We start from the raw sequence: 12661 nt of genomic DNA, 5'->3' as shown, positions 1-12661 counted from the left end.
ATGAAACATTTTATCGCTTTCATCATATTGTTATTTACCTGCAATACTCTATTCTCACAAGCTTTTTATAGAGCATACCCTAGCGATGTGTTAGGTACGGAACGCAATATTAAGGTGCTTAAACCACGTAACTATGCTGAGAATCCTGAAAAAACATATCCATTAATTGTGGTCCTAGATGGTGATTATCTTTTTGAACCTGTTGCAGGTAATGTAGATTACCTATCCTATTGGGATCAAATACCAGAAAGTTTTGTTTTAGGAATTAACCAGCGTAAAAGTCGTTATGATGAAACCGCAATCAATCGCGAAAGTGGCTTGCCAGAATCACAAAGCGCAGACTTTATGGACTTTATCATGGAGGTTGTTGAAACTATGAAAGAAGAATATCGTATCGCACCATTTACAGTAATTATAGGTAAAGATGTCACTGCAAATCTAGCTACCTATTTTTTAATGCGTAAAAAAGTTGCTTTTGACGCTTACCTCAATATAGATCCAGATTACTCAACTTTAATAACAGATAATCTGGTGAGTAAAATTTCACAATTAGAAAGCTATAATTACTACTATGTTGCCACACCAGAAAAGCTAAGCACAACCGATAATATGTTTACCACACAAGTGGACTCATTACTAGAAAACCGTAAAAACGTGCATTTGCTATATGAGAAGATAGAAGGCGTTGATAAATACGGACTAGGCGCACATGCCATACCACGCGGGCTGAATTATATTTTTGAAGAGTATAAACTTATCGATGAAGACGCCTTAGTAAATAAAGCTGTAGCGGCTGATATGGCTGCAGAAGGTAAAGAAACTAAAAACGCTGCAAATGCTATAGAAACACTAATTGAAAAATACAAATACATTAAGGAAGTCTACGGTATCGACATGAGAGTCAGACTAATAGATATCGTAACTGTAGCAGAACACCTTATAGACAACAAGAAGTACGATGAACTAATAGATGTAGCAGACCTTGCTATGAAAGAATATCCAGAAAAACTTTATGGTCGCTTTATAGAAGGAATAGGTTATGAAGGAATAGGTAGACCAGAGCGCGCCATAAAATCATATAATGCAGCATATGCATTAGAACCTGCTGTAGGAATTACAAAAGATGATGTGCTGGACAAGGTAGAAATGCTTCAGGAAAAAAAATAAATGGCCAAAGTAAAGACAACATGGTTTTGCCAGAATTGTGGCGCTCAACACGCACGCTGGCAAGGACAATGTACCACGTGTAAGGAATGGAACACACTAGTTGAAGAGGTTGTTCAAAAAGAAAAGAAACCTTCTTGGGATGCTACTAGCGGCGATACGCTTTCGCGAAAGCGTACTCCACAACCACAACTTATCACTCAAATAGATGTGACTGAAACGCCACGTTTAGATACAACAAATGCAGAGTTTAATAGAGTATTAGGTGGTGGACTAGTACCTGGCTCTGTAACCTTATTAGGTGGTGAACCTGGAATAGGTAAATCAACTTTATTGCTTCAAGTTTGCCTTAATTTACCTTATAAGACGTTATATGTAAGTGGAGAAGAAAGTGCACAGCAAATAAAAATGAGAGCAGATCGCATCAAACAAGATGCGACCAACTGCTACATTTTAACTGAAACTAAGACTCAAAATATTTTCCGTCAGATTACAGAAATGCAACCTGAGGTACTTATTATAGATTCTATACAAACTCTGCAAACCGAGATTATAGAAAGTACCGCTGGTAGCGTATCTCAAATCAGGGAATGTACTAGCGAGCTTATAAAATTTGCCAAAGAGACCAATACACCAGTGCTTTTGATAGGTCATATTACTAAAGATGGTAACATCGCTGGACCTAAAATACTAGAGCACATGGTAGATACAGTATTGCAATTTGAAGGCGATCGCAATCATACTTATAGAATTTTACGCGCGTTAAAAAACCGCTTTGGAAGCACACATGAAATCGGTATTTATGAAATGTTGGGTCACGGTTTACGTGAAGTTATCAATCCTAGCGAAATCTTAATATCACAACGCGGTACTAGTTTGAGTGGTACTGCAATCGCTGCCACTATGGAAGGTATGCGTCCTTTAATGATAGAAGTTCAAGCATTAGTGAGTACGGCTGTATATGGAACACCTCAACGTAGTGCTACAGGATATAACTTAAAGCGTCTCAACATGATTCTAGCCGTATTAGAAAAAAGAGCTGGCTTTAAACTAGGCCAAAAAGATGTATTCTTAAATATAACGGGTGGTATCACTGTAGACGATCCAGCGATTGATCTTGCTGTAGTGGCCGCTATTCTTTCATCTAACTTTGATATTGAACTTTCTTCACAACATTGTTTCAGTGCAGAGGTAGGTCTAGGTGGAGAAATAAGACCTGTTTCACGCATGGAACAGCGTGTTAATGAAGCCGCAAAACTAGGATTTGAGAAAGTGTTTATTGCACCGGCAAAACAAAAGTTTAAAGAAGTAGGTACCGATGTACAAGCTTTTTCAAAAATTGAAGATTTAATTAAATATTTATTTTCATAATTAATTATAAGTATATGTTTTTAAGAATATTATGTTTAATCACACTAGTCAGTTTTGCATCTTGTAAATCTGCCGATAAGGAAGTTGAAACAGTAAAAACAACCGAGGTTGATAAAACTGACAACGATATTTTACATCTTGAGTCACCTGATGGGACCTATACTAATCTTGCTGCATTACTAGAAGAGCATAAGGGAAAGGTAGTCTATGTGGACTATTGGGCTAGCTGGTGTAAACCATGTCGCGTCATGATGCCAGCATCTGCAAAACTAAAAGAGCGTTATAAAGGTAAAGATGTCGTATTTCTTTACATATCTATTGACACAAAAAGAAATGCCTGGGAAAAAGCAAATCAAGAAGAAGGATTTACTGAGCATAGTTACATTGCTACTAATTATCCTAAAGCAAAGATTTTTCAGCTTAGAAATGTAAGTAGCATCCCTAGATATATGTTATATGATAAGAACGGCCGCATGATAGATGATAACGCTATGCGTCCCGTACAGCCAAATCTTATAACTGCAATAGACGGTTTACTATCTTTATAGTTTGCAGTTCATTAAAAAATACTGGCTTTATGCAAGTATCCTTATTGCTGTAATAGCTGTAATAATTACCTATGCAGTAAAGCCAGCATTGTTTGATTTTATATTAAAACCATCACAACGAACTATTTACGAGCGCAATTTTAACGATAATCCGGAAAAATTAAAACGCTGGAATAATCTTTTATCTATTGCTTCAAAAGATCAAGTAACCATTAATGAGTCTACTGCAGAACGTGTTGTGACCACTTCTCAAAAACCATTTACTGCAGGCTATCTTATCAACCTACAACTAGGTGAAGTATTAATGAGTACAGTCGACTCACAAGATTCATGGATACTTGAAGCTAGAGATCTAGACGGCGATTTACTTCAAGATGCACAATTACAAAATGACAGTCTGATCTTAAACTATAAATCAGATAAAAATATTAAAGTCCGTATCATTCTTCAGGCAAAACTAGAAACAGAATCCACAACAGATTTTAAAATTTATACTTTACCACAATATAATTTTCCAGTAGCAGGAAAAGATAATACTGCTATACAAAGTTTCTGGGGTGCTTCAAGAGGTGGCGGCAGTCGTAGTCATGAAGGAAATGATATTTTTGCATCTAAAGGTCATCCAGTAGTTGCTATTACTTATGGAACAATTTCTAGCATCAGAAATCGTGGATTAGGCGGTAAACAGGTTTGGGTTAAAGATTATGATAATGGTTATTTACATTATTATGCTCACCTAGACGATTGGATAGTAAATGAAGGCGACATGGTCTGGTCTGGCGACACACTAGGATATGTAGGGAATACAGGAAATGCAAAAAACACACCACCACACTTACATTTTGGAATCTATAAAAACGGCAGTGCTGTAGATCCAAAACCATTTATTTGGAAAACCCAAGTTCCAGCAAACGCGATTTCCTTACCTCAACTCATCAATCCACGTGCAAACGGTTTTGCCGCAAATCTACGTACTGAACCATCAAGCTCTAGTGACATTCTTCAAGATTTAAAAACAGCACCTGTAACCATAATAGGTAATACCGGAAACTGGTATCATGTTAGAACCTCAGCCGGTTTAAGCGGCTATATGCATAAAAGTGTGTTAGTAGAACAATAATTATAGATTAGTCAACTCTAGTGTGACTTCATATAGCGGCCTGGATTGCATCTTTGCTTTGAGCCATGCATAGAAACTCATGACAAAAATATCTTCTCTGTCTGCTCCTATCCAGTCAAATGATTTCTCTACCTTGTTATAGAAAGCTTCTGTAGTTACTTGATGTGGTGTGTCATAGTATAAACGTAGTAATTTGAGATAAGAAAGCACTCGCTTTTCCTTCTTCTCTATTAATCTCTTGCGATATCTTTTATTGAAACTACGCATTCTGGATTCTACTAAATCAGGCTGGTTACGTTCTATAAGAATGAGAATTTCTATGATATTGCGTTTTATCACCCAATTGAATCCTGCTCGTTTTTCATAAAAGTCATCGCTATGAGAAAGGCCGCGCATGATTAAACTGCACTTCGCATAATCTTCTTTTTGAAAATACGCCATTATAGAAGTCAATTCGCTCTCTGGAGTTGAGTGATTGATATGACTTAAAGTCTTCATACCATTTACCAACTCACCAGTATAAATCTCTATTAATGCTTTTAGATGATAATAATCATCACCCATCGTTTTCATGTATTTCCCATTCTCTAATTTTAATTGCGATCCCATTAAACTTAAAAACTCTTGTGCTTTGTCAAAGTTTTTGTTTCTGAAATATGTCATACTCATCAACTTTAAAATAGCTATGTGATAATACAAATGACGTGTAGCGAGGTCTTTCTTAGTATTTACAATATGATAGGCCTCTTCCATAAAGTGTGCTGCGCTGTAATAATCACTTTTTATAGTAGCTGTCTCTACCGCGATGGTCATTAAAGTATACAAAGACTTAAACCCAAAAGCGGCATTTAGCTTAATTCCATAGGTTTTTAAATGACGATCTATCACTTCTTCTACATCTTGATCACCAGTCTGTAAATCTTCTTTTATAAACGCATAGGCCGTCATTAAATGCGCCTCTGCAAGCTGGTTTTTCAAGTTACTCTGGTACTCTTCAACCACTAGATCTAACTGGACTGATGGATTCTTATGAACATGTTGTAATAAGGTGTGGTACATTTCATTAAGTAACGCATATAACTCAAGTTTATGGGCCTTTTGAATTGCCTTTTTTAGAATTTTAAAGCCTAATTTATGCAGGCCTTTCTCAAAAAATATTCTTGAAGCTAGTAGATTTTTTAATAGTTGCATCTCTTCATCGCTTTCTGTTTCTAGACCGTGCGACGCAGTAAAATCTATCAGATTGTCACGCAGTCTTTTAGTTAATGCATAGAGTGCATTTTGATTCTCGTCACCATATAATCGGGTTGCCAGATCAGTAGTCACGCCATTTTCTATAAGCTGAAAAAGCTTAATGTTTTTAACGTCAGATCTTCTATTTCTCGCTTTCGCGAAAGCGTAGAAAGCCAACCTTTCTTCATTAGTCATACTATCAATTAGCAAAATAAGCTCTTTCATATCGTAAGAATATATAAATCCAATATACAGTAAATAAAAGTATTATATTATAAATTAATATTCTTAATCATAAGAAACTAAAATATATTGACTCATATCGATTGAACATATATCGCACATTTGTACCATCAAACAATCAAAACAAACAACATGGAAAATCAAACATTTAATCCAGTAAACGTAAAGACTGAAAAGAAAGAAAAAGAGGCATTTAATGGCAAACCTACACCAGCATTTATTGCTGCATCGTGGAGCGCATTGCTTATAGGAATGGTATCCTATTGTATAGGGTTATGGAACGCAGACATGCTTCTTAATGAGAAAGGCTATTATTTTGTCATCTTGCTCTTTGGTCTATTCTCTGTCATATCAGTGCAAAAGGCTGTGAGAGATAAGCAAGAAGGCGTGGCTGTGACAGATATGTATTATGGAATTGCATGGTTTGTAACCATAGCCTCGTTAGTGTTGCTAGTCATAGGACTATGGAATGCAGACTTACTATTGAGTGAGAAAGGTTTTTACGGGATGTCATTTGCGCTTAGTTTATTTGCTGCCATTGCGGTACAAAAAAACACGAGAGATGTAAAATTTATTGATGATAAAGAGAAGTAGAAATTATGGATTGGTTAGTTGAAAAAAGAGGTTATCTGGTCTTGTTGGGACTTTTATCAGTTAGTATAGTATTTATAGGTTTGATTGATATTGCAATATATGGCGTTGTGAAAACTAAAAGTATTATAACCGATTCTATACGGTTGCCAGTTATGATTATTCAGGTTGGCTCTACAATTATAGGCTTCACAATATCACTGTATATTCTTAGTAAAAAAAAGAGTGCAAAAAATGGAAACGTAATTGCCGGATTAATTTTATGCTCTCCTTTATTCCTTTTTTATTTAGTAATGTTAATACTCCTATTAATTGGTAATCTTAACTAACAAAACAGGCTTATGCAATCGCATAAGCCTGTTTTGATGTTTGGGAAACGGCCTTTTGAAAAAGAGGTCGTTTTTTAATACATGTAATTTATGGTCGTTAATGAGGTGTTAGAATTATTAAAATTCAACTGGACTTCATTTCCTGAAACTTGTAAACTGGAAATATCAAAAGTAAAACTCTTCTCAAAAACTGCGGTACACAGCTCTGTATTGGTGAATTCAAGAATTAGATTTCTTTCTGGAGGACTTGAAAAAGAGACCACATCAGAATCTACAAGATCTAGTGTCCATGACGATCCATCACATCCACTACCACTAATTATTATGGTTAAACAATCACCTGAAAGTGATAATCCTGTAATAGATACATTTTCATTAAGGTTACCGTATCTACTGGCATCTATAATCACGTCTGATGCATTAATACAAACCTGCTGATTAGTATTAATATCTTCATCACCTACATCGCATGACAACAAAGTCACACATAAAATTAAAAGTATTGTATTTATTGATTTCATAATATTGCTTTTAAAGTAGATGCTCATTACTTTAAAAGGTTGCGTTTATTACTTACAATCTCTTTTAATCTATTTCGACCACAACAGGACAGTGATCGCTATGCACTGCACTTTGTAGAATTACTGCTCGTTGAATACGGTCACGTAATGGTTCACTAGCCATATGATAATCTAAACGCCATCCTTTATTACGTGCGCGAGAACCACCACGGTAACTCCACCAACTGTACTGATCTGGCTCATCGTTGAACATTCTAAACGTATCTATAAAACCACTAGCAACAAATCGATCCATCCACTCACGTTCTTCTGGTAAGAAACCAGAGGTGTTTTTAAGTCCTTTAGGATTATGAATGTCTATGGCTTTGTGACAGATATTATAATCGCCACAAACAATAAGGTTCGGTCGTTCTTTACGCAGTTCTTTAGAATATTCTAGAAACTCTTCCATGTACTTGAACTTAAAACTTAGTCGATCATCATTTGTACCACTAGGCAAATACATGCTCATGATAGACACATCGCCAAAATCTACTCGTAAATTTCTTCCTTCAAAGTCCATAGACTCTATACCAGTTCCATATTCCACATGATCTGGTTTTGTTTTAGAAATAATAGCCACACCACTATAACCCTTTTTTTGAGCACTATAATAGTATTGATATTCATATCCAGCTTCTTTAAAAGCCTCCGTATCTACTTGATCCTCATTGGCTTTTATTTCTTGCAAGCATAACACGTCTGGATTTGCAGCTTTAAGCCAAGTGATAAAATCTTTTTTCATCGCCGCACGAATTCCGTTGACGTTATAGGATATGATTTTCATAGGTGAGTTTTAATTTTTACGAAGGTAATAATTGAATGGCATTTTGGTTGGGTTAATAGATTCCGCATCAAGTACGGAATCTCACTTATTCCTTATACATTCCTACAATTAACTCATCCTTATCATTCATAGTCGCACGATACATTCCTGCGGTATTGAATTCCATGGATATGTTCCCTAGATGATCTAAGGCTACGATTCCGCCAGTACCGCCTAAATCGACAAGCTTTTTCTGGACCACAGCATCAGTTGCTTCTTTCAATGTCATGCCTTTATATTCCATCATGGCGCTGATGTCATAAGCGACTTGCGCACGTATAAAATACTCACCATGTCCAGTGCTTGAGACACCGCAAGTGGCATTATTTGCATAAGTTCCACTACCTATAATGGGTGAATCACCTATGCGGCCATATTTCTTGTTGGTCATTCCGCCAGTACTAGTTCCGGCAGCGATATTGCCATTTTTATCTAGCGCTACACAACCTACGGTTCCGTATTTAGAATCCTTGATAAATGGATCTTCTAGTACTAACTGAGCTACTTTTTTATCATTTTGCGCATCCTTTTCGGCTTCTCTTTTTAGAACACGTTGCAAGGACTGGTAACGGTTCTCGGTATAGAAATAACTGTTAGGTACAATCTCTATGTTGGGATCTTGTAACGCTTTCGCGAAAGCGTCTCCACCACTACCACTTAGTAACACATGCTCAGAATCTGTCATCACTTTACGGGCTAGCGAAATAGGGTTTTTAACCGTAGTAATACCTGCGACCGCACCAGCATTAAGTGTTTTTCCATCCATAAAACTAGCGTCAAGTGAGTTGATACCATCGTGTGTAAATACCGCTCCTTTTCCAGAGTTGAATAACGGCGAGTCCTCCATGATGCGTATGCTCGCCTCAACAGCATCCATAGCATCGCCTCCATTTTTAAGAATATCATGTCCTGCTTTTACAGCTTCTGTGAGTTTATCGTTATACTGTCTTTCCAGCTCTGGTGTCATGTTCTCTTTTTTAATCGTTCCTGCACCACCATGAATCACTATGGCAAATTCACTAGTTTGTTTTTGGGTTTCAGGAATTACAACTTCTTCAGATTTTGTTGCTGTTTCTTGACAGGCAATTAAAACTATAGCTACTATTAAAAAAAAGATTTTTTTCATGATTTGTAATTTGAGTTACAAGTTACTGAAAAAGCCGTGATGTAGGTAGTTAAGAATTTGTTGAATGTAGTCCGGTACTGATTGTAAAGCCGACCTTAAAACTGTAACTTTATACTTTAAAATAAACTGACATGGCAATTGCAAAACCTTTTAACCTTAACCAGTGGATTGAAGAAAATAGAGACTCTTTAAAACCACCTGTAGGGAATAAGAATTTATATAAAGATGCTGGTGATTATATAGTCATGATCGTTGCTGGACCTAATGCTCGCAAAGATTATCACTACAACGAGACTGAAGAACTTTTCTATCAACTAGAAGGAAACATAGAAGTTCACATACAAGAAGATGGCGAGAAAAAAACCATGAAGTTAGGTCCTGGTGACATGTACTTGCATCCTGGTAAAGTACCGCATTCTCCTGTACGTCACGAGAATTCTATAGGACTAGTTATTGAGCGCAAACGTACTAGTAAAGATGATGTTGATGGATTACTATGGTTTTGTGATAACTGCAATAACAAGCTACATGAGACATACTTTAAACTAGATAACATAGAGAAGGACTTCTTGCCACGCTTTAAAGAGTTTTACACTAGTAAAGAGTTGCGCACTTGCGATAATTGTGGCACTACTATGGAAATGGATGAGCGATTTGTGGGGTAATCTCCAGCGACTATATTTAAAACAACAAAAACCCCAAGCTCGCACTTGGGGTTTTTTATTCTTAAAATGTAGTTAGGGATTACATTTTAGGAAGTAGTACTGCGTCCACTACGTGGATTACTCCATTAGATTGGTTAACGTCTGCTATCGTTACGGTAGCCATTCCACCATTTGCGTCTGTGATTACTACTTTACCATCTTTAATGGTTAAAGTTAGATCAGCTCCAGCTACAGTTGTTACTACTGCTTTACCGTTATTCTTTTTGATTAAAGCGATTACATCTGCAGCGCTAAATTTTCCAGCGATTACATGGTAAGTAAGCACGCCTGTTAATGCTTTTTTATTTTCTGGCTTCAATAACGTATCTACTGTTCCTGCTGGTAAAGCATCAAATGCTGCGTTAGTAGGTGCAAAAACCGTGAAAGGTCCTTCACTAGATAATGTTTCTACAAGGTCTGCCGCTTTAACTGCTGCAACAAGAGTGGTGTGATCTTTTGAGTTTACTGCATTCTCTACGATGTTTTTAGAAGGATACATCTCAGCTCCACCTACCATTACCGTTTTTTCTTTTTTCATCATTCCGTCTTGGGCAACAGAGTTCTGACCGATAAATAGGGCTACAGCTACGAGCGCAAGGCTAAAAAATTTTGACTTTTTCATAGTTTTTTTGTTTTAGTTAATGTGTTATACTGCTTGATATACTGCGTTAGTGTCGATTTGGTTTTTCAACTAACGCGTTTTAACTCAGTATTAACCTAAAACAGCTCATTTTAAGAGAGTTTGGGAAAACCAGTGAAAATTAGGCAACTGGATAAGGTCCAGCTTTTAAACTATGTAATTTAATTCAACAAGATGCCTTTTTGCCCCATTATAGGTACATCTTCAAAATTATCTTCTTTAATAGTATGCGGTGCAGCGGTAAAGGTTTTATCATAAAGTTTATTGTCCTTAAAATAGGTCAATATAATTTCATTTGTAAATGAAAAAACCTCTTCCATGATAAGCTCTACTTTAATGGCGCTTTTTGCAGCCACTACAGGAAACGCTTGCCTAAAGGTAGTCGTCTTGCGCCCATCACTATGCTTACCACGACTCATGACCATTACAGATTCAATAGCTTCTTTACTATTATTAATGAGGTAAATATTCCAATCATTTGAAGAGAAGTCCTCATTCCATTCTTTCATTATGGCAATGTGAACGTCATTTACTTCTGGTATAATGATGTCTTTTTTCATGACTATTTTAATCGTTTTTCAATCGTTACTTTAAGTTGATCTATAGTTTCCTGCTCATTCAAAACTGCTGTACTTATAAATATATCTAATCCAGAGTTTGTACCAAATCCATCATTGTAATCTTGCACAGCATCACTAATACTTAAAACAACTGGGAACTTGTACTTAGGCAACCACTTAGACCAGTATTGTTTTGCAAACTCGTCTTTATGTAGAAATTCTAATTGTAAATTAGGGTTCGTATCAAGCAAGTTTTTGCGGAAGCGTGACCATTTCTCATTTTCTTTAAAAACGCCATAAGTGAGATCGCACAATTTGCAATCATAGGTGTCTGGACTCACTATTTTATGTGCACTATCTAGTAAGGAGTTAATTTTACCAGAGTTTGCGTTGTACACAAAAATAAGTTTAGTAATCACTTTTTAAATGGTACTAGAAAATTGTTTTAAGAAACGCACATCGTTTTCAAAAAACATGCGAATATCACCTATACCGTATAACAACATCGCAATACGTTCCACACCCATTCCAAAGGCAAAACCACTGTATTCCTCTGGATCAATTCCACAGTTAGTAAGTACCGCAGGATCTACCATACCACATCCACCTATCTCTAACCATCCAGTACCTTTGGTAATTCTATAATCGGTCTCGTTTTCAAGACCCCAATAAATGTCAATCTCTGCACTAGGCTCTGTAAACGGGAAATATGATGGTCGCAATCTGATTTTAGACTTACCAAACATCTCTTGAGTAAAATGCAAAAGCGTCTGTTTCATGTCTGCAAAACTCACATCCTTATCAATATAAAGACCTTCTACTTGATGAAAAATACAGTGTGCACGAGCACTTATAGCCTCATTACGGAAAACGCGACCTGGAGATATCGTTCTAATCGGCGGTTTATTATTTTCCATATAACGCACTTGCACGCTAGAGGTGTGCGTTCTCAATAACACATCTGGATTAGTCTGTATAAAGAACGTGTCTTGCATATCACGTGCTGGATGATGTTCTGGTAAGTTTAATGCGGTAAAATTGTGCCAGTCATCTTCAATTTCTGGACCTTCACTCACATTAAAGCCTATACGTGAAAACACCTCTATAATTTGATTCTTAACCAGCGATATAGGATGGCGTGAACCTATCTCCATAGGATAACCTGTGCGCGTTAAGTCACCATAAATACCAGCTTCTTCTTGCTTGGATTCTATAGATTCCTTTAGGGCATTTACCTTATCAGTCGCTTTTTGCTTGAGCTCATTAATCGCCTGGCCAAAATCTTTCTTTTGCTCATTAGGCACTTCTCTAAATGCAGCAAAAAAGTCATTTAACAAACCTTTTTTACCTAGATATTCAATTCTAAAAGCCTCAATAGCTTCTTTAGAATCTGCCTTAAAACTTTTTACTTTCTCAATATGTTCCTTAACTCGGTCCAGCATGGTGTATATTATATGGTTGCAAATTTAGTTATTTTAGTACGGAAACTAACCAGTAGAAACAGCAATATAGCCGTTAACAGATTTGTAATGATTTTAAATAACACGCTTTCGCGAAAGCGTAATTCCTCAAAATTATACACTTAGCCATCAACGATTCATTTTCTTAATAACTAGTTGCCGGTAGCGCTTGATGGTTTTGATTAT

At 36.5% G+C, this 12661-nt stretch carries 14 protein-coding genes; 6 read left to right on the top strand and 8 right to left on the bottom strand.

Features of this window, described 5'->3' with window-relative positions; all coding sequences use genetic code 11:
• The 4 genes from IL45_RS10320 to IL45_RS14825 are packed head-to-tail and all read left to right on the top strand — an operon-like array spanning position 1 to position 4203.
• Positions 1-1167 (top strand): alpha/beta hydrolase, encoded by a 1167-nt coding sequence (locus IL45_RS10320; protein ID WP_036583541.1) that lies wholly within the window; start codon positions 1-3, stop codon positions 1165-1167.
• Positions 1168-2535, top strand: a complete 1368-nt coding sequence (gene radA, locus IL45_RS10315) for a DNA repair protein RadA (protein ID WP_036583539.1) — start codon at positions 1168-1170, stop codon at positions 2533-2535.
• 14 nt (positions 2536-2549) lie between these two features.
• The gene (locus IL45_RS10310) at positions 2550-3083 is read left to right on the top strand and encodes a TlpA family protein disulfide reductase (protein ID WP_036583537.1); all 534 of its coding nucleotides are present in this window, start codon (positions 2550-2552) and stop codon (positions 3081-3083) included.
• Position 3084: 1 nt separating this feature from the next.
• Complete coding sequence (locus tag IL45_RS14825) at positions 3085-4203, top strand: M23 family metallopeptidase (RefSeq protein WP_051788711.1); 1119 nt, start codon at positions 3085-3087, stop codon at positions 4201-4203.
• On the opposite strand, the gene IL45_RS10300 is transcribed toward IL45_RS14825, so the two are convergent.
• A complete protein-coding gene (locus IL45_RS10300) occupies positions 4204-5661 on the bottom strand; it encodes a hypothetical protein (RefSeq protein WP_036583535.1) in 1458 nt (485 codons plus the stop codon).
• A gap of 150 nt (positions 5662-5811) precedes the next feature.
• Between IL45_RS10300 and yiaA the strand changes: the two genes are divergently transcribed.
• Complete coding sequence (gene yiaA / locus IL45_RS10295; protein ID WP_036583533.1) at positions 5812-6273, top strand: inner membrane protein YiaA; 462 nt, start codon at positions 5812-5814, stop codon at positions 6271-6273.
• Between the two features lie 400 nt (positions 6274-6673).
• Here yiaA and IL45_RS10285 read toward each other — a convergent pair whose 3' ends face one another.
• The 3 genes from IL45_RS10285 to IL45_RS10275 all read right to left on the bottom strand — a co-directional run bounded on the left by IL45_RS10285 (position 6674) and on the right by IL45_RS10275 (position 9111).
• Complete coding sequence (locus IL45_RS10285) at positions 6674-7120, bottom strand: hypothetical protein (protein WP_036583528.1); 447 nt, start codon at positions 7118-7120, stop codon at positions 6674-6676.
• Between the two features lie 64 nt (positions 7121-7184).
• Positions 7185-7946 carry an exodeoxyribonuclease III gene (locus IL45_RS10280; RefSeq protein ID WP_036583526.1) on the bottom strand — a complete coding sequence of 254 codons (762 nt, stop codon included), beginning with the start codon at positions 7944-7946 and terminating at the stop codon, positions 7185-7187.
• 85 nt (positions 7947-8031) lie between these two features.
• Positions 8032-9111, bottom strand: coding sequence for an isoaspartyl peptidase/L-asparaginase family protein (locus IL45_RS10275; RefSeq protein WP_036583523.1), 1080 nt, complete (start codon positions 9109-9111; stop codon positions 8032-8034).
• 131 nt (positions 9112-9242) lie between these two features.
• On the opposite strand from IL45_RS10275, the gene IL45_RS10270 reads away from it, so the two are divergent.
• Positions 9243-9776, top strand: coding sequence for a 3-hydroxyanthranilate 3,4-dioxygenase (locus IL45_RS10270; protein ID WP_036583520.1), 534 nt, complete (start codon positions 9243-9245; stop codon positions 9774-9776).
• Between the two features lie 79 nt (positions 9777-9855).
• On the opposite strand, the gene IL45_RS10265 is transcribed toward IL45_RS10270, so the two are convergent.
• The 4 genes from IL45_RS10265 to pheS form a co-directional block, all read right to left on the bottom strand.
• Positions 9856-10437 carry a fasciclin domain-containing protein gene (locus IL45_RS10265; RefSeq protein WP_036583518.1) on the bottom strand — a complete coding sequence of 194 codons (582 nt, stop codon included), beginning with the start codon at positions 10435-10437 and terminating at the stop codon, positions 9856-9858.
• A 179-nt stretch (positions 10438-10616) separates the two neighbouring features.
• A complete protein-coding gene (locus IL45_RS10260) occupies positions 10617-11015 on the bottom strand; it encodes a hypothetical protein (protein WP_036583515.1) in 399 nt (132 codons plus the stop codon).
• A 2-nt stretch (positions 11016-11017) separates the two neighbouring features.
• Positions 11018-11413, bottom strand: a complete 396-nt coding sequence (locus IL45_RS10255; RefSeq protein ID WP_235183339.1) for a GTPase — start codon at positions 11411-11413, stop codon at positions 11018-11020.
• A 24-nt stretch (positions 11414-11437) separates the two neighbouring features.
• Positions 11438-12457 (bottom strand): phenylalanine--tRNA ligase subunit alpha, encoded by a 1020-nt coding sequence (gene pheS, locus IL45_RS10250; RefSeq protein WP_036583511.1) that lies wholly within the window; start codon positions 12455-12457, stop codon positions 11438-11440.
• Positions 12458-12661: the final 204 nt, after the last annotated feature.

The organism is Nonlabens ulvanivorans (assembly GCF_000732625.1).
Classification (GTDB): domain Bacteria; phylum Bacteroidota; class Bacteroidia; order Flavobacteriales; family Flavobacteriaceae; genus Nonlabens; species Nonlabens ulvanivorans.
Note: the sequence above shows the minus strand (reverse complement) of the source record. Positions and strands in the feature narration are given on the sequence as shown.